Source organism: Paenibacillus auburnensis, from assembly GCF_927798115.1.
GTDB classification, from domain to species: domain Bacteria; phylum Bacillota; class Bacilli; order Paenibacillales; family Paenibacillaceae; genus Paenibacillus_AQ; species Paenibacillus_AQ auburnensis.
In genome coordinates this window covers 1,586,088-1,608,021 of the sequence record NZ_CAKMMG010000001.1, presented here as the reverse complement: position 1 = coordinate 1,608,021, position 21,934 = coordinate 1,586,088, and the positions used below count along the sequence as shown (strand labels likewise).

Annotated in this window: 24 protein-coding genes; 19 read left to right on the top strand and 5 right to left on the bottom strand. The window is 51.8% G+C overall.

Features of this window, described 5'->3' with window-relative positions:
- Window positions 1–13: 13 nt before the first annotated feature.
- Together L6H70_RS07460 and L6H70_RS07455 are read right to left on the bottom strand one after the other, a co-directional pair.
- Entirely contained in the window at window positions 14–760 is a 747-nt protein-coding gene (locus tag L6H70_RS07460) for an RluA family pseudouridine synthase (RefSeq protein ID WP_236331484.1), read from the bottom strand.
- A gap of 3 nt (window positions 761–763) precedes the next feature.
- On the bottom strand, window positions 764–1,627 hold the full coding sequence (locus tag L6H70_RS07455; protein ID WP_236331482.1) for a class I SAM-dependent methyltransferase: 864 nt from the start codon (window positions 1,625–1,627) through the stop codon (window positions 764–766).
- Window positions 1,628–1,868: 241 nt separating this feature from the next.
- On the opposite strand from L6H70_RS07455, the gene L6H70_RS07450 reads away from it, so the two are divergent.
- From L6H70_RS07450 to L6H70_RS07430, 5 genes are all read left to right on the top strand, one after another.
- The gene (locus tag L6H70_RS07450; protein WP_236331479.1) at window positions 1,869–2,732 is read left to right on the top strand and encodes a helix-turn-helix domain-containing protein; all 864 of its coding nucleotides are present in this window, start codon (window positions 1,869–1,871) and stop codon (window positions 2,730–2,732) included.
- Window positions 2,733–2,831: 99 nt separating this feature from the next.
- Window positions 2,832–3,197, top strand: a complete 366-nt coding sequence (locus tag L6H70_RS07445) for a VOC family protein (RefSeq protein ID WP_236331478.1) — start codon at window positions 2,832–2,834, stop codon at window positions 3,195–3,197.
- A 195-nt stretch (window positions 3,198–3,392) separates the two neighbouring features.
- Entirely contained in the window at window positions 3,393–3,845 is a 453-nt protein-coding gene (locus L6H70_RS07440; protein WP_236331476.1) for a flavodoxin, read from the top strand.
- Window positions 3,846–3,868: 23 nt separating this feature from the next.
- A complete protein-coding gene (locus tag L6H70_RS07435) occupies window positions 3,869–4,627 on the top strand; it encodes a hypothetical protein (protein WP_236331474.1) in 759 nt (252 codons plus the stop codon).
- A gap of 67 nt (window positions 4,628–4,694) precedes the next feature.
- The gene (locus tag L6H70_RS07430) at window positions 4,695–5,078 is read left to right on the top strand and encodes a winged helix-turn-helix transcriptional regulator (protein ID WP_236331473.1); all 384 of its coding nucleotides are present in this window, start codon (window positions 4,695–4,697) and stop codon (window positions 5,076–5,078) included.
- A 48-nt stretch (window positions 5,079–5,126) separates the two neighbouring features.
- On the opposite strand, the gene L6H70_RS07425 is transcribed toward L6H70_RS07430, so the two are convergent.
- The 3 genes from L6H70_RS07425 to L6H70_RS07415 all read right to left on the bottom strand — a co-directional run bounded on the left by L6H70_RS07425 (window position 5,127) and on the right by L6H70_RS07415 (window position 7,634).
- Window positions 5,127–6,197, bottom strand: a complete 1,071-nt coding sequence (locus tag L6H70_RS07425; protein ID WP_236331471.1) for an SDR family oxidoreductase — start codon at window positions 6,195–6,197, stop codon at window positions 5,127–5,129.
- A 225-nt stretch (window positions 6,198–6,422) separates the two neighbouring features.
- The gene (locus L6H70_RS07420; RefSeq protein ID WP_236331469.1) at window positions 6,423–7,274 is read right to left on the bottom strand and encodes a GNAT family N-acetyltransferase; all 852 of its coding nucleotides are present in this window, start codon (window positions 7,272–7,274) and stop codon (window positions 6,423–6,425) included.
- A gap of 66 nt (window positions 7,275–7,340) precedes the next feature.
- Window positions 7,341–7,634: a GNAT family N-acetyltransferase gene (locus tag L6H70_RS07415; protein ID WP_236331467.1), complete on the bottom strand. Its 294-nt coding sequence runs from the start codon at window positions 7,632–7,634 to the stop codon at window positions 7,341–7,343.
- 211 nt (window positions 7,635–7,845) lie between these two features.
- Here L6H70_RS07415 and L6H70_RS07410 point away from each other — a divergent pair, with 211 nt between their 5' ends.
- The 14 genes from L6H70_RS07410 (at window position 7,846) to L6H70_RS07345 (ending at window position 21,928) form a co-directional block, all read left to right on the top strand.
- The gene (locus tag L6H70_RS07410) at window positions 7,846–8,748 is read left to right on the top strand and encodes an ArsR/SmtB family transcription factor (RefSeq protein WP_236331465.1); all 903 of its coding nucleotides are present in this window, start codon (window positions 7,846–7,848) and stop codon (window positions 8,746–8,748) included.
- Between the two features lie 246 nt (window positions 8,749–8,994).
- Entirely contained in the window at window positions 8,995–10,758 is a 1,764-nt protein-coding gene (locus L6H70_RS07405; protein ID WP_236331463.1) for an ABC transporter substrate-binding protein, read from the top strand.
- Between the two features lie 61 nt (window positions 10,759–10,819).
- Window positions 10,820–11,773, top strand: coding sequence for an ABC transporter permease (locus tag L6H70_RS07400; RefSeq protein ID WP_236331461.1), 954 nt, complete (start codon window positions 10,820–10,822; stop codon window positions 11,771–11,773).
- Window positions 11,774–11,789: 16 nt separating this feature from the next.
- On the top strand, window positions 11,790–12,713 hold the full coding sequence (opp4C, locus tag L6H70_RS07395) for an oligopeptide ABC transporter permease (protein WP_236331460.1): 924 nt from the start codon (window positions 11,790–11,792) through the stop codon (window positions 12,711–12,713).
- 13 nt (window positions 12,714–12,726) lie between these two features.
- Entirely contained in the window at window positions 12,727–13,710 is a 984-nt protein-coding gene (locus L6H70_RS07390) for an ABC transporter ATP-binding protein (protein WP_236331458.1), read from the top strand.
- Window positions 13,703–14,668, top strand: coding sequence for an ABC transporter ATP-binding protein (locus tag L6H70_RS07385; RefSeq protein ID WP_236331456.1), 966 nt, complete (start codon window positions 13,703–13,705; stop codon window positions 14,666–14,668). The genes L6H70_RS07390 and L6H70_RS07385 overlap by 8 nt, the downstream gene beginning before the upstream one ends.
- A gap of 169 nt (window positions 14,669–14,837) precedes the next feature.
- Complete coding sequence (locus L6H70_RS07380) at window positions 14,838–15,461, top strand: 50S ribosomal protein L25 (protein ID WP_236331454.1); 624 nt, start codon at window positions 14,838–14,840, stop codon at window positions 15,459–15,461.
- 283 nt (window positions 15,462–15,744) lie between these two features.
- Window positions 15,745–16,380 (top strand): YhbD family protein, encoded by a 636-nt coding sequence (locus tag L6H70_RS07375; protein WP_236331452.1) that lies wholly within the window; start codon window positions 15,745–15,747, stop codon window positions 16,378–16,380.
- 34 nt (window positions 16,381–16,414) lie between these two features.
- On the top strand, window positions 16,415–17,101 hold the full coding sequence (locus L6H70_RS07370) for a hypothetical protein (protein ID WP_236331450.1): 687 nt from the start codon (window positions 16,415–16,417) through the stop codon (window positions 17,099–17,101).
- Window positions 17,094–17,768, top strand: coding sequence for a hypothetical protein (locus L6H70_RS07365; protein ID WP_236331449.1), 675 nt, complete (start codon window positions 17,094–17,096; stop codon window positions 17,766–17,768). The genes L6H70_RS07370 and L6H70_RS07365 overlap by 8 nt, the downstream gene beginning before the upstream one ends.
- 52 nt (window positions 17,769–17,820) lie before the next feature.
- On the top strand, window positions 17,821–18,198 hold the full coding sequence (locus tag L6H70_RS07360; RefSeq protein WP_236331447.1) for a cupin domain-containing protein: 378 nt from the start codon (window positions 17,821–17,823) through the stop codon (window positions 18,196–18,198).
- A gap of 52 nt (window positions 18,199–18,250) precedes the next feature.
- Window positions 18,251–19,789: an MFS transporter gene (locus L6H70_RS07355; protein ID WP_236331444.1), complete on the top strand. Its 1,539-nt coding sequence runs from the start codon at window positions 18,251–18,253 to the stop codon at window positions 19,787–19,789.
- Between the two features lie 96 nt (window positions 19,790–19,885).
- Entirely contained in the window at window positions 19,886–20,770 is an 885-nt protein-coding gene (locus L6H70_RS07350; protein ID WP_236331442.1) for an SMP-30/gluconolactonase/LRE family protein, read from the top strand.
- Between the two features lie 198 nt (window positions 20,771–20,968).
- Entirely contained in the window at window positions 20,969–21,928 is a 960-nt protein-coding gene (locus tag L6H70_RS07345) for an ABC transporter permease (protein ID WP_236331440.1), read from the top strand.
- Window positions 21,929–21,934 lie beyond the last annotated feature (6 nt).

Genomic DNA, 21,934 nt, shown 5'->3' with positions numbered 1-21,934 from the left:
AGCAGGTCATCCGTCAGCGGATGGCCTGCTTTTGCAATTGCTGGGGCCACAGACTCCAGGGATGGGTCTGGGGCGGTAATGAAATCAGTTCGATATCGTCTTTGGTTACCGGATGCGGAAAGCCGACGAGTGATGACCAGAGAGCGATTTGCTGGCCTGGTCTGTTCACGGCGGCGCCGTATTTCTGGTCGCCGAACAGCGGGCAGCCGATGCCGCTCAGCTGCACCCGGATCTGATGCGAGCGTCCGGTCAGCAGATCGATCTTCAGCAGGCTGAAGCCCTCTGCACTACCAAGAACCGTATAGTCAAGAATGGCTTCCTTGCCGCCCGGTGTACCTTTGCGGACAATGGTGACGGTATTGCTCTTGGCGTCCTTCAGCAGCGTATTGACCAGGCGTCCTTGGGAAGCCGAAGGCTTGCCGTGGACAACGGTCAGATAAACCTTACGGAAGGCATGGGTACGTACGCTCTCGGAGAGCCGGGAGGCCGCCTTGGAGGTTTTGGCAAAGATCATCGCGCCGCCTACAGGACGGTCCAGCCTGTGAACGAGGCCCATATATACATTGCCAGGCTTATTATAACGTTCCTTCACATCTTCTTTGAGCAGGGTCAGCAGATCGGGGTCACCGGTTGCATCTTCCTGCACGGGAATATTAACGGGCTTTACAATGCCTAACAGGTGATTGTCTTCGAACAATACCTCAAAGCGGGATTGTCCGCTGTGCTGCTCTTCACCAGCGCCGCCATGCTGCATATTCATGGCTTACGCCTCCCAGCGGCCCAAAATTCCGCAAGGCAGGTTCATGCCGGAGGAAGTGATCGGCAGGCCGATTTCACCGGAAGTCAGCTTGCCGCCGTAGCGTTTGCCCATGGTCATGGAGAGCATATTCCTCAGAACGGTCGGCGAGATGCCTGTTGTATAGGAATTGATCAGCATGAAGAGTGGTCTGTCACTCATGATTTCCATACAGCTTTCGAGGAACGGATAGAGGCTGGATTCCAGCTTCCACATTTCGCCTCCCGGGCCGCGGCCATAAGAGGGCGGGTCCATAATGATGGCATCATATTTGCTTCCCCGGCGCTGCTCGCGCTGCACAAATTTGAATACATCGTCCGTGATGAAGCGGACCGGACGCTCGCTAAGACCGGACAGCTGGATATTTTCCTTCGCCCATTGCACCATGCCTTTGGCTGCATCCACATGTACGACCGAAGCTCCCGCACTGGCTGCTGCCACAGTTGCTCCACCGGTATAAGCGAATAGGTTGAGTACAGAGATCGGACGGTTCGCGCCGGCAATCTTGTCCATCATCCAGCTCCAGTTAGCCGCTTGTTCGGGGAATAAGCCCGTATGCTTAAAGTTGGTTGGACGCAGGTGGAACTTCAGCTTACCATAGCTGATCTTCCAGTCGTCGGGAATCGTTTTTTTCATTTCCCATTGTCCGCCGCCGGCGGAACTGCGGTGATAATGTCCGTGCACATCGCGCCACTTGGCTGTCTCATTTGCCAGGGGCCAGATAATCTGCGGGTCCGGGCGGCGCAGGATAATATCGCCCCAGCGTTCCAGCTTTTCTCCGCCTCCGGTATCGATAACTTCGTAGTCTTTCCAATCGCCTGCTATATACATCTTTTATCCATCCTTCAAAAAATTCATTTAGCCTTTATTGTACAACATTTAACCCGGAGGCTACAAACAAAAAGGTTGCAAAGCTGCGACTATTCTCAGTCTGTCCATACTAAGTCTGGTACATAATATTTCCAAATATACCGGGAAGATTTCTTAGAACGCCCGTCATCTGGCGCTGGCTTCATGGATTGTGTATGATCAGGAGTAGTTGGATAACGGGGAAAGCGGAGGCGGAATCGTGATGTATAACCTTGCAAAGCTATATTACCCGATAACGGCAAGACCGGATGGAGCCGGGGAGTTCATTCCATGCAAGGCGCTGCAGCCGTACATCCGCTGTTTCTGGGGTACTACGGGAGAAATGGACGGCCTGAATGTGGGACCTGAGGCGCAGCCGGACCAGCCGCCCAGTGCGCTGACAAGGCTGGAGATGATCATACCTGATACCTGCATGGACATTATTTGGGAGTGGGAAGCAGCTTCAGGCGCTGCCGGAGGTTTTTTTTGCGGGATTAATGATACGCCGTTTGAAGTGGGAGCATCGGGGACGCCGGAAACCAAGATACGCTTTGCCATCCGTTTTCATTTCTGGGCGGTGCATCTGTTTGCGGATGATCATCTGAAGGATGTGCTGAACTTTAGTGGTGAAGTGGAGCAATACTTCCGGTCGTTCCGCAGGGAGTTAGGCGACAGGCTGCCTGAGACCCGGACGCTGGGGGAACGCATTGCTGCAGCTGAGCACTATCTGCTACGCCGGCTGGACCAGTCGCGAATGAGCAATAATGGGCTGATGAATGCAATACATACCATTCTACACCATAAAGGAGTCGTGGCGGCAAGCGGACTGGAGAGCAGTACAGGCCTGAGCAGCCGGCAGCTTGAACGGCTGTTCCGGGAGTATATCGGTATCTCGCCCAAAAAAACAGCTGATCTCGTCCGGTTTCAGAATGTATGGCTGAATTTATGCCGTCCATCACCGCACATCCGGAATGTTCAGGATTTGGTTTATGCGTTTGGTTACAGCCACCAGTCACATTTAAACAACAGCTTCAAGAGATATGCAGGCCGGACTCCGCTGGAAGCATTGGCGTATGCACGGCAGTGAATGTCGTTTTTTTGCAATACAAAGAATCTGGCAGCAGGTAAACTATATACAATAGCCGGTGTCCGGCTTACATTACTGGAGAAGAAAGAGGGGATCTTTATGATATCTGCTTTTGAAGGCATCAATCTGTACACTAAGGATACGGCGGCACTTGCGGCATTTTATGCAGAGATTTTGGGGATTCCGGTTCCGTTTGAAGGATTCGGTAATAGTGATGGGGCGAAGATCGGCTTTGAACGCGGTTTGCCCGGCCTGATCATCTGGGATGAGAACAAATGGGGCAAGCATACGACTGGCGTCGTTAATCTGGTGTTCTCCTGCAGTAGCCTTGATGAAACTTATGCACAGCTTAAAGCCAGAGGGCTGGATTGCGAGCCGCCGGTTACGATGGAGTATGGAGGCAAGGAAATGAATTTCCGTGATCCGGACGGCAATGGGATCACCTTACTGGAAGGCGCCTACTGAATTTGTTAATCAGCCTGATAAAGGGCTGAGGGGAGAAAAGCGGAGAATAGCCGGAAGGACAGGCTGCTATCCGCTTTTTTTTAATATTGACAATGAGAATCATTATCAAATAGAATGGGGATAGCAAAACTTGGTTTCCGTTACGAAGTGGAACCATGACTATACTTCATGTTTATCTTGGGGAGGACGGAATAAATGGCTAAGGTGCTTGTGGCATACGCCAGCTTGACCGGTAATACGGAAGAGATCGCTGAACTGATTGCTGAAGGGATACGCGAGGCGGGCGGAGAAGCTGTTTTGAAATCGGTGACCGACTGCAACGCGGTTGAGATAAAGGACTATGAGGCTGTATTGCTTGGTGCATATACTTGGGGTGACGGTGAGCTGCCAGATGAATTCCTCGACTTCTACGAAGAGTTGGATGAGCTGGATCTGTCTACCTACAAGGCGGCTGCCTTCGGAAGCGGGGACACCGGATATTCGATCTATTGCGGGGCGGTGGACCAGATTGAAGAGAAGCTGAAGGAGCGCGGAGCTGAGATTGTTCAGGCCAGCCTGAAGATTGAATATGGACCGAATGCTGCGGAAAAAGAAGCCTGCCGGAATTTCGGGCGCCAATTTATTGAGACCTGCGCGGCGGTTTCCTAAAGATGGGCGGCGCGGCAGGAAGCATGGCGGAGGGAAGAACATCTGCACCGGTTATACAATATGCCCGGCTGAATGATTTTCGGATGGAGCACATCATGCTGGGCGGGGCGGCAGTACGAGACAGCGGAACTGCCGCTACCGGACTCCCGCGCTGGAGGCAGCAGGTGCAGTATGCTATTGGCCACACACTTAACGATTTCTACAGTCTGCAGCCTGAGGTGCGCCGGGAAACGCCTATTCAATTTCTGCTTGAACGGCGCTGGCCGCCTAAGGGGAATGCTTTTCCGTCACTGATGCATTATTGGGATGTGAAGACCGCGGTGGGCGATGAACTGATGCGGATCGCACCATGTAATCACATCCGGGAAATACCGGTAATGCTTTACGAGCAGTGGCATATTCCGGTTCCGGAGCTGGCTATTGAGCTGGCGATGATCTTTCAGCTGGTCTGGAATTCTGAGGTTAGCGGACGCTGCCTGAACATACAGAAATTCATGGTGTCCGGCAACGAGGATGTGATCACCGGATTTCTGCATATGGCCAACGTATTTTGCCACAAGGCTTATGGAGAACCGGCAGAAACAATTGAAATCTATTCGCTGATGGATGGACGGAGGCATATATTCGATGGTGCCGGTGTGTCACTTGCGGAATCCCTGGATTACGTGCGTCTGCTGTCCGTGTTCTTAACCCAGGAGGATTCGGCGGATCAGAAGGTAAATGTCGGGGACCGCAGGAATGAGAAGAGCGAAGCTTCCTTTGGCGGATTCGGCCTGATGTAATCCTAAGTTTTGTGCTTGCCAATAGGGCGGAGGAGAGATAAGGTAGTGGCAGGAGGTGCCTGAACCGATGCCTGAACCGATTAAAACCTTTAATACCGCGGTAGAAGCAACGCTTGAAGTTATCGGCGGCAAGTGGAAGCCGGTTATTCTTTTCTTCCTTACCTTTGGCAAGAAGCGCAACGGGGAGCTTATGGCCCTGATGCCGGCCGTTACACAGAAAGTGCTGACACAGCAGCTGCGCGAATTGGAGGCCGATGGTGTTATCCACCGGATTTCTTACAATGTAGTTCCTCCGAGAGTGGAGTACGAATTGACCGAATACGGATGGAGTCTGCGGGACATTCTTCACCTGCTGTGCAGATGGGGAGATTCTCACATTGAACGGACTTATGGCGACAAGGCTATTGTGTTGTCTGAACGCGAATGGATAGATAAGACGGCCGATCTCTAAATATTGAGACCGGCCGTCTTTCTGCAATCTAAGGAGGTCTGGAGGGGATCATGGGATGATTTTGCGTTCGCGCAGGAGATCGAAGATTTCCTGGAACATAAGCTCTGTATCTATGAACTCATGGAAGCCGGCACGGCGCGCCTTGCTGCTGTCCGCAAAAAGATCGTAATCCCAGGAGAAGACAAAATCTCCGAAGGCCCAGGAAGAAACACTCTGGTAGCTATTTGGGATCAAATTGTATTTTTTGAGCATTGCGTTCCACAACGGCTCTTTATCCCCCATGACAACAGACAATGACATCTGAAGCGGCGGTGCTGTTTCCAGCCCAAAGTAGGCAGCTATTTTGGGCCACAGCTCGTCCCAGCGGAACAGGTCGCCGTTCGTAATATTGAAAGCCTGATTGGCACAGCGCTCATCGGTGGCGGCCCACACGGTTGCTTTGGCCAGCAGCCCGGCGTCGGTCATCTCCAGCAGGCTGTGGTAAGCCCCGGGTTTGCCGGGAAAGCGCAGAGGAATGCCAAGTTCCTTCGACATAGAAGCATAAACAGCAATGACCATGGCTAGGTTCATGGGATTACCCAATGCGACTCCGCATACGACAGAAGGGCGCAGCGCAGACCAAGTCCATTGTTTTCCCGCCTGCCGCTGCTCCAGGAAGTTCTGCTGATCTATATTGAATTCAGGCGGCATATGATTGGCGTCTGTTTCCCGGGCCGGAGTTTTGAAAGGTCCCAGATGCGCGCCGTATACTTTATAGCCTTGCATCAGACTGATGTGCTGGAGTCCGCGCGCTACCGGCTCAACGGCTTCAACTACATTGACCAGCATGGCAAGGTTCGGGGGGACTAGCTCTGCCCATGTTGGACGGTCCTGATAGGCTGCGTAGAAGATATGCGTCACCTCTTTAAGGCTCCCAAGCTTCTGCCGTGTATCCAAGGCATCCAGCAGATCGGCAGAGATATAACGGATACGTTCCGTATTATCACCGCCCCTGCGTGACACACCGATAATGTCCCATTCCGGCAGAGTAACCAGATGCTCGATCAGATTGCTGCCAATGACCCCGCCGGCCCCGATCACGAGGGCTGTTTTGCGCATTGCTGTTTCCTGCTGATTCATACTATTGTTCCTCCCTTTGTGTGCTGGCTTCCTCTGCATTATGAGTCTCTGTACACAGGATGAACAGTACGCACTTTGAGGTCATATAGGAACTTTGAAGTAACAAAGGGAAAGCTCATTACATGGATAAGGCAGCAAAAAAGCCCCTATGCTCAGCAGGAAACTGCCAAGAAAAGGGGCCGTAACTTTTATAACTAATTCTCAAAATTAGAAAAAACCTTGGGATCAGCCGGTATACCGGTAGTAATCCTGCTTGTTCAGAATCACGAAGCCGCAGCTTTCATACAGCTTCAGCGCATTGGGGTTATCGAGCGCCACCTCCAGGTTCACGCCATTGTAATTGCGGCGCTCCCGTTCAATGGTCTGCTGCAGTGCACTGCGGCCAATTCCGAGCCCGCGCAGCTTCTTATCGACGGTGAAGCCGTAAATCCAGGTCTCGTTGTTCTCGGTCCACAGCCGCATTTTGCCGGCAGGCTGTCCGTTCATTTCGATCATAATATGCTCCTGCAGTGCTTCGTGCTGCTGCTGTTCAAACATTTCCGCAGCATCCTCCTGAGTCATGTCAAAACCCTCACGGTCCAGCTCGATGAGAATAGGAGCCTCGTCTTCACGGGCAGGGCGCAGGATTACAGCTCCGGCGGCAGAGCTTGCTTCAGCTGAACCCTGTGGCACAGCTGCCGCATCCCATTTCATCTGGTATTCGGCATGATTGAATACAAGCGGCAAGGTCTTCAGAAAACCGGGAGCAGACAACGAGGCGGCCGGGGCATTCAAGAGCAGCGTCGTGATATTGTTCCGCTTGATAATCGTCTGTGCCCGCTCCCAGAGCGAGGTGAAGATACCTCTGCGGCGGTAGCCCGGGCGGACCATTCCACATACTTCCATCTCGCCGGCGAAGCCGTATAATCCGATGAAGCCGACCAGCACATCTTCTTCGTAAGTCACGAGCCACTCTGCTCCACCGGCTTCCGGGGAGTGGCGTAGCATATCCCAATTCAGCTTCAGCGATATGCCTTCGTATTGTTCGCAGCGTTGCTGCAATTCCTCAATATCTTGTAAAGTATCAGCAGTAGTCAAATCCGTTTCCTCCTTGAGCCTTGAGACTCTTATAAATTCATATTCCTCAAGGAAACGGGCGCGGTCCTAAGACGAGCTTCCGTCTCCGCTGAGTACATCCGCATACTCTTTGTGCCGCTGGAACTGCTTGGCAGCATAAGGGCATTCCGGGATGATTTTGACGCCGGCTTCACGGGCCTTGTCCACGACTGCCCGAACCAGCTTCTCGCCTGTACCTTGCCCGCGCAGGTCTTCAGAGACAAAGGTATGGTCAACGATCCAATTTCCTGTCGCCTCTTCCAGCCTGTATGTAATTTCAGCAAGGTCTTTTCCGTCACCAGCAATATACAAACGGTTTTCTCCCTGTTCAATTTGATCCATATTCTTCACTCCTGCCTTCTTGTAGTTCCTTTATTTTACTACCCTGAATTGGAAAAAGCGAGAAAACGCACAAAGACGACCGCCAATAAGTTACAATAAATTAGCCTTCAAGGCCTGTGAAAATGGAATAACTTGCGCATCTTCCGCTTTTTGTCCTAAGATTAAGACACTAACGCTGTAGCGAAAAGAAGTTGCATCAGGAGGAATGTCTGTGGAATATGAGGTTGAAGTGCAGTTCAAGCCGGTATATGAATTAGTGAGCAGCATACATACGTTTATCTGTAAGAAATCCAATAAAAAAATCGATCTGGGAACGGCCTGGGCCAGTGAAGTTGCCAAGGGCCTCAGCGGTGAACTGTTGTCCGCCCTGGAAGAGACGGAGCTAGGGAATGACTGGAAGCTGCTTAATCTGCTGATATATTGTTGTCCGGCCAAAGAGAGTGTAGAGAGTGTACTGGACTGGCTGGAGAACCTGTCTGTAGGGGATATGTATGAGACGCTTGCCGCATATGTCAGCGTGTTTCCTGTTCAGATGGAACAATTCCGCAGCCGGTCACTGTTTCTGTTAACCGAATGGAACCGGCAGTATTTCAGCAGCAGCGACCCCGAGATTCTGAGCCGTCTCAAGCATCATGCAGAAGAGCGGAATTTGGAGCTGCAGGGAAATCAGACCTCTAATTTTGTAAATACGACTACTAACGGTTTCTATTTTCTGCCGGTAGACGGGCTGCGCAGGCTGGTGCTGATTCCGCAGTTTCATTTTCAGCCCGCGAATATTATTTATAGCTACGGCTCCCTGACCATTTGCCATTATGCGGCCAGAATATCTGTTACAGACGAAGAGCTTTCTCCGTTTATGTACAGGGCGATCCGCAGTCTGGGTGAAAAAAGCCGGCTGAAAATTCTCCAGTCACTCGGCGGTGAACGCAGATCCTTCACGGAAATCGCCAAAATGGCCGGAATCTCCAAAGGGATTGTTCATGACCATATTTTTAGTCTCCGCTGCGCCGGTTTGCTGAATGCCTATATCGAAGGGGAGAACGTTACTGCCTACAGCCTGCGTCTTGAAGGAATACACCGGATGAATGAGCTGCTTTTTGACTATTTGAAATAAACTCCAAAATTACAAAACGATACAAAATAATGAACGTTAAAGCTAAGATTTTCTCTGAACCCGGAGAATATCCTGGCTTTTTTTTGCTATAAAAGATAATTATAACTTCTGTACAAAAAGAAATTTTTTGTTGTTCTCTCTTTACAGAACAGGTTTTACTTTCTATAATGTGAACTATCGGTCTTTATTCACACTTAGTGGGTAGGAATTATGGTATTTATTATACGGAGAGAAGAGAGATGATGTATGAGAAAAAGCACGATTTTATTGTCCTCGTTATTACTTGTAGGTTCCCTGCTGCTTACGGCCTGCTCTAACAACAGCAATACGAATAACGCTGCGGCAACGGACAATTCAGCTACGGTTACAGCTGCTGCGGATGGTGCAACGGGCTCTGCGGCTTCGTCATCACCGGCTCCGGTTCCGGCAGGGGCGCTAAGTGAGCCTTATACGGCAACCGACTTGTCGAAGCTTCCGGCAGTTGCCCAGAACCGGACAGACACGATTATCGTCGGGCTTACCGATCCAAGCGGGGCGTTCACCCCTTATTTCCAGGAAAGCGGCTATGATGGCAACGTATCCTCACTGCTGTATGCTTCACTGGTGACGGTAGATGAGAAGGGCGTGCCTGCACCTGAGCTTGCGGAGAGCTGGGATGTTTCAGAAGATCAGCTTACATACACTTTCCATCTGCATAAGGACCTGAAATTCAGCGACGGTTCACCGCTTACGGCGGACGATGTAGCTTTTACCTGGACGATTCAGTACGACAAAGCCTATGACGGCGGTTCCTCGCTGCCTACGCTGAATGTTAAGGGCGGCCAGGCTTATAAAGAGGGGAAAGCCACAACCATCGAAGGGATTAAGGTGATTGATCCGCAGACCATCTCGGTCACACTGGAAAAGCCTAATGCGACTGCACTCGTAGTCCTCGGCTCCAACGTGCTGTCTAAGGCTTACTACGGCAAGGACTATAAGTTCGGCCAGCTGGAGTACATCAAGAAGCTGCATGAGAAACCGCTCGGCGACGGTCCTTACAAGCTGGAGAAATTCATCCCGGGACAGGAAGTCCGGCTGGTAGCCAATGAGAATTATTTCAAAGGTAAGCCAAAGACAGAGCATTTCATCTACAAAACCTCTGAAGGCGATGTGTGGCAGTTCCTTGAGACCGGAGAGGTCGATTATGCTTCCTTCAGTGCAACAGATGAGAATATCGAGAAGCTGAAGGCGCTCGGCTATGTCAACATCCTCCCCTATACCCCAAGCACTTACGGCTATATGCAGGTCAACCTGAAGCATGAGCAGCTCAAGGATAAGCTGGTAAGACAGGCGCTTATGTATGGTCTGGACCGTCAAAGTATCTATGTGGATGCCACGCAGGGCGCCGGTGCAATAGCCAACATTCCGGCTTCACCTATCTCTTGGGCTTACACGGAAGAAGGCATCAACCCGTATAAATACGATCCGGAAAAAGCCAAACAGCTGCTCGATGAGGCGGGCTGGGCGGTAGGAGCAAACGGTATCCGCGAAAAAGACGGCAAGCCGTTTTCAATTCATTATCTCGGCTCGAAGAGCAAAAACACCGATATTTTCATCGCTGTAGCCAAGGAGAACTTTGCGGCACTAGGTATCGACTTCCAGCCTGAAGTGTTCGCTGACTTCAACTCGCTGGTCTCCAAAGTGGAAGGCGGAGATTATGATCTGGTATCCTTCTCTACCAGCATGCTGACTGATCCGGCAGACGGCTTCATGCAGTTCTTCGACGGTGAAATTACCGACTACGAGAACCCGAAATTCCTGGAGCTGTACAACAAAGCGCTGGCAACAAGTGATATAGAAGAGCGGAAGGCGGTCTATAAGGAGCTCTACCAGCTCTTCAATGATGAACTGCCGATTCTCTTCACCAGCTATAAGAAAACAGTTTACGCCTACAACGGCCGCATTCAGAACCTTTCGGTCAGCCCGTTCATCGGACTTGCCGGCAGCCTGCCGGAATGGACGCTGAAATAATGACTACTTCGTCCCCTGCCCGGTACTTAAGGGGAGGGGACGAATCCTTAAGGAGCGGATTATGAGCACTTATCTGACTAAAAGACTGCTGTATATGCTTGTTATTCTGTTTGCGGCGTCGCTGCTGATTTTCTGCCTGTATGCGCTGACTCCCGGGGACTTCATTACCGGGAACATCAAGCTGACGGCGGAACGCAAAGCAGAGCTGCGGGAAATTTACGGGCTTAACAAACCGGTATTGGAGCGTTACGGTCTATGGATGAAGGATGCGTTCCACGGGAATTTCGGATACTCCCTCGCCCAGCAGAAGCCGGTGCTTCAGCTGTTTAGTGATTATATCTGGAATTCTTTTTTGCTGGCTGCCGTTTCAACCTTTCTGACCTGGGTGATCGCGGTGATTGTCGGCGTCATTTCGGCGTATAAGCAATATTCCTGGTTTGACACGCTGGTAATGGTGGCGATCTTTGCCGCGATGTCGCTCCCGTCGTTTTTTATCGGCCTGTTCCTGATCAAGATACTGGCTGTGGACCTTAAATGGCTCCCGCCGGGAGGGATGATTACTACCGGAAGTAATGCAACGGGACTTGCCTATCTCAAGGAAGTTGTACGCCATATGACGCTTCCCGTAGTTGTCATGGTTCTGCTCGGTTTGGGCTCGCTGACGCGTTATTTCCGCAGCAATATGATTGATGTGCTTCAGCAGGATTATATCCGCACGGCCCGGGCAAAGGGGCTGAAAGAGCGGAAGGTGCTGTTCACCCATGCGCTGCGTAATGCACTGCTGCCGGCGATCACGCTGGTGGGCTTTGAGCTGCCCGCACTGTTCGGCGGATCGCTGATTATCGAGCAAATCTTCAACTGGCCGGGCATCGGCCAATTGTATATGAAATCCTTCGGGCTTAGGGATTATCCTTTGCTGATGGGTTTTACGATGTTTATTGCCATTTTGACCGTCATCGGAACGCTGCTCTCGGATATTCTGTACCGGGTAGCCGATCCGCGGGTCCGGTTATAGTGAGGAGGATACCGCTTTGGCAGCTGACAGCAAATTAACCAAGCTTCAAAGGCCGCAGGCTAAGTTGCAGAAATCCTCATTGTTCCGGCAATCGCTGAGAAAGCTGATGCACAACAAGCTGGCGGTTTCGGGTTTTGGGGTAGTCGTATTTATGTTCGTGCTTTGTTTTATCGGACCGTTCTTTTCGCCCTATACGGATAACAAGATCAATATGGCGATGATGAATAAGGCGCCGAACCTTACACACTGGCTGGGAACGGATGCGCTGGGCCGGGATATTCTGACCCGTGTGATGCAGGCTGGACGCATCTCGCTGACGGTCGGGCTGGCCTCCATGGTGCTCTCGGTCTTATTAGGAGCACTCCTAGGCGCGATTGCCGGATATTACCGCGGTTTGGCGGACCAGATTATCATGCGGGTCGCCGATCTGCTGATGACGATTCCGGGACTGCCGCTGCTGTTCATCTTCGGTGCCCTGCTGTCCGAATGGAAGATACCGACGGATTACCGGATGTATATTGTGATGCTCATGCTCAGTATCGTGAACTGGCCGGGACTGGCCCGTATGGTCAGAGGGCAGATGCTCAGCCTGCGGGAACGCGAATTCATGCAGGCCGCTGTAGTCCTTGGACTCCGCGACCGGCGGAAGCTGTTTGGCCACCTGCTGCCGAACATTGTGCCGCTCCTGATTGTAATGGCTACACTCAATATCGGCGGGGCGATTCTCAGTGAATCGGTACTCAGCTTCTTCGGCCTGGGTGTTATGCCGCCGACGCCAACCTGGGGGAACATGATTGATGCGGCGAACAATATGATCGATTTCCAGGACCATCCCTGGCTATGGATTCCGCCGGGGCTGTCGATCTTCGCTACAGTAATTGCAATTAATATATTTGGTGACGGCCTCAGAGACGTGCTGGATCCTAAACAGAAGAGGTAGGTGCCATCATCACATGAAGGAGATCATGAAAATAGACGGTCTCAGTACCGTGTTCTTCACCGATGAAGGAAAAGTGAGAGCTGTCGATGATATCAGCTTCCGGGTACGCGAAGGGGAAACTGTCTGTATTGTCGGGGAATCCGGCTGCGGCAAAAGTGTAACCGCCATGTCGATCATGGGGCTGGTGGAAGAACCGGGCGGGAAGGTTAGCGGGGGGAGCATCGATTTTCTCGGTGAGGATTTATTGCGCCTGGACAAAAACTCGCTGCGGGCTATCCGTGGCCATGAAATCGCAATGATCTTCCAAGAGCCGATGTCTTCGTTGAATCCGGTTATTAAGATCGGGGAGCAGATTATGGAGCCGCTGATTGTTCATCAGAAAATGAAGAAAAAAGCAGCCCGGCAGCGGGCTGTCGAGCTGATCTCGCAGGTGGGGATTTCCCGCGCTGAACAGATTGCTGACAGTTATCCGCATGAGCTGAGCGGCGGGATGCTGCAGCGGATCATGATCGCTATCGCGATCTCTTGCAGCCCCAAGCTGTTGATTGCCGATGAGCCGACTACAGCCCTGGATGTGACGATTCAGGCGCAAATTCTCGATATGCTGCGTGAGTTCAAGGAGAGCTCAGGGATGTCCATGATGCTGATCACCCATGATCTGGGGGTGGTAGCAGAGATGGCCGATTACGTTATCGTGATGTATTCCGGCAAAATCGTAGAGGAAGGCGAAGTGGTCCAGCTGTTCCAGAACCCAAAGCATCCATACACACGGGGCCTGCTGAAGTCCAAGCCGGTGATGGGACAGCGCCAGGATGAGCTGTACTCTATTCCGGGGCAGGTACCGAATCCACTGGAGCTTGCATCTTCCTGCTATTTCCATGACCGCTGTGAACATTGCATGCCCGTCTGCCGTACCCGCCATCCCGGGCTGAAAGAAGTCGGCGGCGGACAAAAAGCAGCCTGCTGGCTGTATGAGGAGGCGGAAGTGCATGTCTGAGGCGCTGCTTGAAGTCAATCATCTGAAAAAGTATTTTCCGGTTACCCAGGGCCTGCTGGGCCGGACAGTCGGACATGTCAAAGCGGTGGACGATATCAGCATCCGGCTCGAGCCGGGCGAAACCTTCGGCCTGGTCGGTGAATCCGGCAGCGGCAAGAGCACAGTCGGACGTACGATCCTGCGGCTGACCGAGAAAACGGATGGGGAAGTGAAATTCAAGGGCGTGGATATTCATAGCCTGTCGCCTTCCGAAATGCGGCTCCTGCGTCCCCGGATGCAGCTGATCTTTCAGGATCCCTACAGTGCGCTTAATCCGCGGGTCCGGGTGGGTGACGCCATCGGTGAAGCACTGCTTGATCATGGGCTGTGCCCGAAATCAGAGGTCCGCGGACTGGTGCTGGAAGCGCTGGAAGCCTGCGGGCTATCGTCCTATCATATCGACCGCTTTCCGCATGAGTTCTCCGGCGGACAACGCCAGCGGATCGGAATCGCCCGAGCACTTATACTGAATCCGGACCTGATTATTGCCGATGAGCCGGTATCCGCGCTGGATGTATCGATTCAGGCCCAGATTATTAATCTGTTCAGCAGGCTGCAGCAGAGCAAAGGGCTGACTTATTTATTCATATCCCATGATCTCAGTGTAGTGGAGCATTTATGCACCAGGATTGGCGTGATGTATCTCGGTTCGATGGTGGAGACAGCAGCCAGAGACGAACTGTTCCGGCAGCCGCTGCATCCCTATACGAAGGCGCTGCTCTCCGCGGTTCCGGTGCCGATACCGAAGCTGAAGCGGGAACGGATTGTCCTGAAGGGGGATATTCCAAGCCCGGCGAATCCGCCTTCCGGCTGCAAATTTCACACCCGCTGTCCCTTTGCTGTGGATGTATGTGCAGCGGAAATTCCGGTCTTCCGCGATGCGGGCGGCGGCCACTTTGTAGCCTGTCATTTAGCATAATTTATTATAAATATGTATGATAATTGAAGATTACCCTATTTTGACTTGCTGTTACGGCAGTGCTATACTGATTCCACAACAGGCAAATATGGTTAATAAGAGACTGATTAGACCTTTACATCTAATTGGTCTTGTTTTTTTAATACCCACAACCTTTAGGAGGAATATCATGAATACTACAGTTCGTTTGACTGAAAGATCCGGCTCGACTTCTTCACAGCGGAGAAAAGGCTTTGTACCGGTTGTCGTCTACGGTGCAGGTTCAGATACGCAATCCTTTACTGCAGATGCTAAGGCCCTTACTGAAATTATCGGCAAGAATCCCCGGGCGATTCTCAAAGTAGAACTCCCCGGCTCTGGTATCAAAAACGCGGTAATTGCTGAAGTACAGCGCCAGCCACTATCACGCAAGCTGCTGCATGTGGATCTGCATCAGATTGACATGAAGGCGGAGCTGGTTACAAAGGTTGCATTCCACTTCACTGGCGACCCTGCCGGTGTGAAGGACGGCGGCATCCAGCAGGTAGAGCTGTATGAATTGGATATCCGCACATTGCCGGACAAGCTGACAGCCACCTTCGATGTGGATATCAGCAGCCTTAATATCGGTGATCAATTGCTGGTTTCGGATCTGCCTAAGCATGAAGGCTGGGAAGTGCTGACACCTGAGGATACGCTGATTCTGCGCATTGCGCCACCGGCAGCTCTGGAAGAACCTGCGGAGGCCGAAACTGCTGAAACTGCCGAACCGGCAGCCGTTGCAGACACGGATGAAGGCAAGACTGAAGAGTAAGCATCATCATCTTGTTAAATTAGTATAGACAGGAGCAGACCATTCCCAGCCGGGAGCGGTCTGCTCCTTTTTGCATTTCGGCACCGGAGCAGCAACAGTAATAAAATTAGGTTTAGCGGATGAGCGGAAATCCACCCCGGGGCGGAGGTCTGCTTTTTTGGCATGCTGTACAATCTTAAATACCATGAAGCGGAACACGGTAAACGAAAGCAGTCAGGATGGGATAGTCAGGAGTTCACAACGTAACAATGTTATGTTACGATTGCACCAAGGAGTGGTCAACATGGAAGAAGATTTGATTTCCAAGAAGGAATTGCTTGAATTAACGGGGATTTCTTACGGGCAGCTGTACCGCTGGAAGCGGAAGCAGCTTATCCCGGAGGAATGGTTTATCCGGAAATCGGCGTTTACCGGCCAGGAAACCTTTTTTCCGAAGGAACGAATACTTAGGCGTGTCCACAACATAATCAACATGAAGGGCGATCTCTCCCTTGATGAATTGGCCGAAAAGCTGGCGGATACGACATCCTATGCCCATCCCCATCTATCCCTGAGTGCTGCCCAGCTGTTGGAACGTAACATTGTTTCGCTGACAACACTGAACAGATTCGGCGATGCAACGGCTGGCGGAAAGAAGTACACCTTCGAGCAGGTAGTGCATCTAGTCGCGGTTGACGGACTGTTAAGCAAAGGGGAAATGAATCTGGACGAAGCGGATGGGTTGTTCCGCACACTTACCAAGAATACGGCAAAGTTTGCGGGAAAGAACTGGGAGCTATTTTTTATCCGCAAAATGGGTGCCAGCTTCTTTCTTCTGGCGGCCACACCGGCGGATTTGATATTTGATGATGGCACACGGCTGGTCAGCCGGCTGAGCCTTACGGATCTGGTGGAACAGCTGAATGGCAAGCTGAATTAATAATGCTACAAATCTATTTTAGGAGGCATGAGTGATGAATAAACAGCCGCTGCCGGATTTACAGCTCACGGGGATCACCGGAGGAGCCGGAGGCATCTATGACAATGTGATTTTGGAAGGGGTATGCAAAGTGAACGGGGCGGTCCGCGCCCAGGTAATTAAAGCAAATGGAGTCATAACATTTAATGGTGACGCTACGGCAGAGGAGATGCAAGCAAACGGTAAGCTGAAAGTGAGCGGTACACTCCAGTTCGGCAGCATGGAATTTGATGGCATGATGACAATTGACAGAGACCTGCGGGGGGAGAACTGCATTCTAAATGGAATGCTTACCATAAAAGGTGACGGTGAGCTGGAGAATCTGTCCGGTGAAGGCGTCTTTACGGTTAGCGGCCTACTCAGTGCAGGACATGTGGATTATCGGCTGCAGGGTCAGGCCAAAGCGGGTGAAATTGGTGTTGAGACGCTGGTGATCCGTAAGGCAGGCGGAAGCCTCTGGAACAAGCTGGCTTCGGGATTGATCCCAAAGCTCAGAACAGAGCTAATCACGAGGTCAATTGAAGGCGATGTCCTTGATCTGGAGTTTACGACTGCAGATGTTGTCCGGGGAGGTATTGTGAAGATTGGTCAAGGCTGCAGGATCGGCCGTGTGGAATATCTCACCGAGCTGTCAGTTCATCCTGACGCCAGCGTAGGAAAGGTGGAGAAGGGCGGTGAATGAGATGATAAACCGGAGTAATCTGAAGGTGCTGGGTACCTCCTCTTCGCTTGGCGGATATTTTCTGGAGGTAAAGGTAACAGGAGAATGCAAATTTGCCGGAGATGTGGATTGCCAAAGTCTCAGCTTGACCGGGCAAACCGCAGTTTCCGGCAGCCTGAGGATGGAGAAATTGAAGATGACCGGTGAGCTTTCGGTAAAGGACCGGATTGAGGGGGGAATGCTGCGCGGCCATGGAGAGATTCAGGCTGGCAACGTCAGTGTCGAACTGCTGAAATTCAGCGGGAGTCTGGAGGTGGGCGGGGATTGTGAAGCGGAGGAGCTTCAGGTGAGCGGTACGCTGCAGGTTAAAGGTATGCTGAGTGCAGAGACGCTGCAGCTGACATTGTACGGACCGTGCAGTGCGGCAGAGGTAGGCGGAAGCACTATTTCGGTCAAACGCAGCAAGACCAAAACGCTGCTTCATCTGGGGCAGGGGCAGGACATGGTGTTCACCTCAGGGCTGATTGAAGGGGATGACGTAGAGCTTCAGAATACCCATGCCGGGACTGTACGCGGAGAGAAGGTTATTATTGGCCCGGGCTGTGTGATTCAACAGGTGGAGTACAGCGACTTTCTGGAGATTCATAAGAGCGCAACCGTGATAGAGCAGAGGAAATATGTGAAGTAGATAATAAATAAGGCTCTCTAACGGTTAGTTTTATTATCTAAGGAGGCATGCTATGGAGTTTTACAGATTTGATAAAGAGAGAGGCAGAAGGATTACTAAATTTGATTCCGATTTTTTGATGTCCCCAATTATTCAAACTGCACAGGGTGCTCATATCGGGTGTATGTATTTAGAAGCGGATGGTCTTATTGGCTATCATCAAGCTGTTTCACCTCAAATCCTCTTAATTATAGCCGGGGAGGGAGAGGTTAGAGGAGAAGCAAATGAATATTTTAAGGTCGAGGCTGGAGATGCTGTGTTCTGGCAGAAGGACGAATGGCACGAAACCAAAACGACAAACGGATTAACAGGAATTGTAATAGAAAGTGAAGATATGAAGCCTTCCTTCTTAATGACCGGAAGTCTGAAAATTCCCCGCAGTTGCAACTAAGCCGGTTGTTTAAATTCAAAGTGAACTAAACTCGAAAAAAGGAGCGGGTCATATGAACTCAGCCAAAGCAAAAACGCCTAATCTGGGCATCGTTATAGCAGGTCTGCTGCTGGGGATTCTAATGGCCTCTATGGACAATACGATTGTGTCCACAGCGATGGGTAACATTGTCGGAGAACTTGGCGGAATGGATAAATTTGTGTGGGTAACCTCGGCTTATCTTGTTGCAGAAATGGCGGGGATGCCGATCTTCGGTAAGCTTTCGGATATGTACGGCCGGAAGAAGTTTTTCATTTTTGGCGCTATTGTGTTTATGGCCGGTTCGGCGCTTTGTGGTACGGCAGATACGATTACCCAGTTAGCCGCTTACCGGGCTGTTCAGGGAATCGGTGGGGGTGCGCTCGTGCCGATCGCTTTTGCGATTATGTATGATGCCGTGCCGCTGGAGATGCGCGGCAAGCTGGGCGGGGCCTTCGGCGCGGTCTTTGGCTTATCCAGCATTTTTGGCCCCCTGCTAGGTGCTTATATTACCGATCACATCGCCTGGCAGTGGGTGTTTTATATCAATATGCCGCTGGGGCTGCTCGCCTTGATTATGGTAGTGGGCTTTTACCGCGAGTCAGTGGAGCATTCGAAGCAGCCGATCGACTGGCTGGGTGCCGGAACCCTGCTGGGAGCGGTAATCAGCCTGATGTTTGCACTGGAGCTTGGCGGTAAAGAATATGCATGGGATTCTCCGGTCATTCTGGGCCTGTTCGCGGCCTTTGTGGTTCTTACGGGGCTGTTCCTGCTTGCGGAGAGATCAGCAAAGGAACCGATTATATCTTTTGCCCTGTTCCGGAAAAGGCTCTACGCCTTCAGCATCCTGTGTGCCTTGTTCAGCGGAGCTGCGTTTATCGTAGCCTCTGTGTACATTCCGATCTTTATCCAGGGGGTTCTTGGTGGTTCGGCTACGAATTCAGGCCTGGTGCTGCTGCCGATGATGGTAGGTTCTGTTATAACAGCTTCAATGGGCGGGTTCCTGATGGTTAAATTCAGCTACCGTAGCCTGATGCTACCTACACTCGCATTGCTGGTGCTGGGCATTGCACTTGTCACTACATTGACTCCGGATTCAACGAGGCTGCTGGTAACGCTGTATATGATCATGATCGGCCTGGGTGTGGGGGCTTCGTTCTCGGTGCTCAGCACGGCGGCTATTCATGGGCTGGCCGCGCAGCAGCGTGGATCCGCCAGTGCGACGCTCAATTTCCTGCGTTCCCTGGGCATGACGATCGGAATCACTACTTTCGGCATCATCCAGAGTCATTATTTTTCGTCGAAGATGGCCGGGATGATCACAGGCAGCGGAGGATCGGCCTCCGCACCGGCGCTTGATATTAAGGATCCGCATGCTTTGTTGTCCCAGGATACCCGTGCACTAATTCCGCCTGACATTCTGTCAGTTATCACATCCGGGCTGTCTTCCTCGATTGTGAGAACCTTCGCCTGGGCCGTAATTCCGGCTGTGCTTGCCCTGCTTGCCGCCAGCTTCATGGGCCGTCAGAAAGTGGATGCTTCCGCTGAAGAGCCTGCTGCCTCGGGGCATTAGTCGGTAAACGGCTGGCCGGAGGTGGAATATCCCTGAAATCGCAGGTAGAATAGACGGGAGTGAAATTTGATGGAGTGAAGTTAGGAGGATTTCAAAGTGGCTGGTCAAGCAGAATTGGTTGTAGACGCACAGGCTTTGCTGGGGGAAGGCCCCCACTGGGATCATGCGGCCGCCAGGCTGTATTGGGTGAATATAGAGGGTAAACAGCTGCGGAGCTATGACCCGAAGACAAAGAACGAGAAGATCTATACCTTCGATAAAAAGATCAGTGCCGTAGTCCCGGCAGCTGCCGGCGGCTGGATACTTGCCCTGCAGGACGGGTTATACCGGTTCAGCGAGGATCAGCAGGAACAGCGGATTGCTGCGGTAGAACCTGAGCTTCCGCGCAACCGGCTGAATGATGCCAAATGTGACAGCAGCGGCAGGCTGTGGTTCGGCACGATGAGTATGGATTTCACAAAGGCGGCGGGCAGCCTGTATGTCATGGAGCTTGATGGCCAGGTGCGCCGGGTCTTAACCGGCATTAGTATCTCCAATGGTCTGGCCTGGGATGACCAGCGCGGACGGATGTATTATATTGATACTGCGACCCGGGGTGTAGACGTCATGGATTATGATGTGCAGTCCGGCACCGTTGACAACCGCCGGAGTGTTTTTATGTTTCCGGAGGGAGTCGGTGACCCGGATGGGATGACGATTGACCGTGAAGGCATGCTCTGGGTTGCACACTGGGGCGGCGGCTGTGTGTCGCGCTGGAATCCCCACACCGGGGAACAGCTCGCCAAGGTTGAAGTTCCGGCCAAAAATGTCACCTCCTGCACCTTCGGCGGCGATGCGTTCGATGAGCTGTATATTACAACGGCACGGGACGGGATGAGCGAAGAAGAGCTGCAGCGCTGGCCGCATGCGGGCGGGCTGTTCAAGTTCAAAGCCGGAGTGCAGGGTGTGAAAGCTAATATTTTCAAAGGAGTATCTAAATAAAATCAGCAGCAAGCCTCTCGTCCAGACGGGGGGCTTTTTTTCTGCAATACGCCGGGAAAACGGTTCAATGCACCGTGAAAATGGTCCGAAACCCTGTGACCGTTCTCCGCTAACGGATTGCTGTCCTCTCTCCCGGCTCGGATTTCCTTTCTGTTAGGATGAAAGCGTAAACAAAATCTGGATATAGGAGATAAAGGCATGGGAGTACCTTCTGGCAAGCTGCTGCGCAGTGTGAAGCCTGTCCACCCGACCGGCAGGAGGATACAGAACAAACACAAACTGTTCCTGATGGCGTTACCGTTTCTTCTGATTACTTTTATTTTCTATTATTTGCCGATCAGCGGTTGGATTTATGCCTTTTATGACTTCATCCCGGGCATTCCGCTGTCGGACACGCCATATGTCGGGCTAAAATGGTTCCGCACGATGGTGGAGAACCCTACGCAGACTGGGGAAGTGCTGCGTGTGCTGAAGAATACGGTAGCGATGAGCTCGCTTGGACTGGTCACCTCGGTATTTCCGGTCATCTTCGCGATTCTGCTCACGGAGGTTAAGGCAGGCTGGTACCGCAAGTTCGTGCAGACGCTGACGACCATTCCGAATTTCATCAGCTGGATTCTCGTGTATGCACTGGCATTCTCGCTATTCTCTGTGGATAACGGAGTCGTGAACAATATTCTGGTACAGCTCGGTGTAGTGGACGAAGGGTTTAATTTTCTCGCTTCCAGCTCGCATATTTGGGTGACTATGATTGCCTGGTACTGGTGGAAGTCGCTCGGCTGGGGAGCCATACTGTATCTGGCCGCAATAGCCGGGATTGACCAGGAGCTGTATGAGGCGGCAGAAGTGGACGGTGCCAGCCGTTTCCGCAAAATCTGGCATATTACCGTTCCCGGTATCATTCCAACCTTTTTCGTGCTGCTGCTGCTCTCCATCGGCAATTTCGTCAACAACGGGATGGAGCAGTATTTTGCCTTCCAGAATGCGATGAACAAGGATGCGATAGAGGTGCTGGATTTATATGTGTACAATATCGCCTTTGCCAACAATTTCCCGTTCGCTACAGCGGTCAGTATGCTGAAGTCGATCGTCAGTGTAGCGCTGCTGTTCGCAGCCAACACGCTGTCGAAGGCTGTACGGGATGAATCCATTATTTAAAGGGGT

Coding starts and splice junctions, on each gene's coding strand:
- L6H70_RS07360 (WP_236331447.1), top strand. CDS start 17,821: ATGGAGTTTTACAGATTTGATAAAGAGAGAGGCAGAAGGATTACTAAA.
- L6H70_RS07415 (WP_236331467.1), bottom strand. CDS start 7,634: ATGGATCAAATTGAACAGGGAGAAAACCGTTTGTATATTGCTGGTGAC.
- L6H70_RS07385 (WP_236331456.1), top strand. CDS start 13,703: ATGTCTGAGGCGCTGCTTGAAGTCAATCATCTGAAAAAGTATTTTCCG.
- L6H70_RS07405 (WP_236331463.1), top strand. CDS start 8,995: ATGAGAAAAAGCACGATTTTATTGTCCTCGTTATTACTTGTAGGTTCC.
- L6H70_RS07375 (WP_236331452.1), top strand. CDS start 15,745: ATGGAAGAAGATTTGATTTCCAAGAAGGAATTGCTTGAATTAACGGGG.
- L6H70_RS07355 (WP_236331444.1), top strand. CDS start 18,251: ATGAACTCAGCCAAAGCAAAAACGCCTAATCTGGGCATCGTTATAGCA.
- L6H70_RS07455 (WP_236331482.1), bottom strand. CDS start 1,627: ATGTATATAGCAGGCGATTGGAAAGACTACGAAGTTATCGATACCGGA.
- L6H70_RS07440 (WP_236331476.1), top strand. CDS start 3,393: ATGGCTAAGGTGCTTGTGGCATACGCCAGCTTGACCGGTAATACGGAA.
- L6H70_RS07390 (WP_236331458.1), top strand. CDS start 12,727: ATGAAGGAGATCATGAAAATAGACGGTCTCAGTACCGTGTTCTTCACC.
- L6H70_RS07345 (WP_236331440.1), top strand. CDS start 20,969: ATGGGAGTACCTTCTGGCAAGCTGCTGCGCAGTGTGAAGCCTGTCCAC.
- L6H70_RS07400 (WP_236331461.1), top strand. CDS start 10,820: ATGAGCACTTATCTGACTAAAAGACTGCTGTATATGCTTGTTATTCTG.
- L6H70_RS07435 (WP_236331474.1), top strand. CDS start 3,869: ATGGCGGAGGGAAGAACATCTGCACCGGTTATACAATATGCCCGGCTG.
- L6H70_RS07445 (WP_236331478.1), top strand. CDS start 2,832: ATGATATCTGCTTTTGAAGGCATCAATCTGTACACTAAGGATACGGCG.
- L6H70_RS07450 (WP_236331479.1), top strand. CDS start 1,869: ATGTATAACCTTGCAAAGCTATATTACCCGATAACGGCAAGACCGGAT.
- L6H70_RS07425 (WP_236331471.1), bottom strand. CDS start 6,197: ATGAATCAGCAGGAAACAGCAATGCGCAAAACAGCCCTCGTGATCGGG.
- L6H70_RS07430 (WP_236331473.1), top strand. CDS start 4,695: ATGCCTGAACCGATTAAAACCTTTAATACCGCGGTAGAAGCAACGCTT.
- L6H70_RS07380 (WP_236331454.1), top strand. CDS start 14,838: ATGAATACTACAGTTCGTTTGACTGAAAGATCCGGCTCGACTTCTTCA.
- L6H70_RS07460 (WP_236331484.1), bottom strand. CDS start 760: ATGAATATGCAGCATGGCGGCGCTGGTGAAGAGCAGCACAGCGGACAA.
- L6H70_RS07370 (WP_236331450.1), top strand. CDS start 16,415: ATGAATAAACAGCCGCTGCCGGATTTACAGCTCACGGGGATCACCGGA.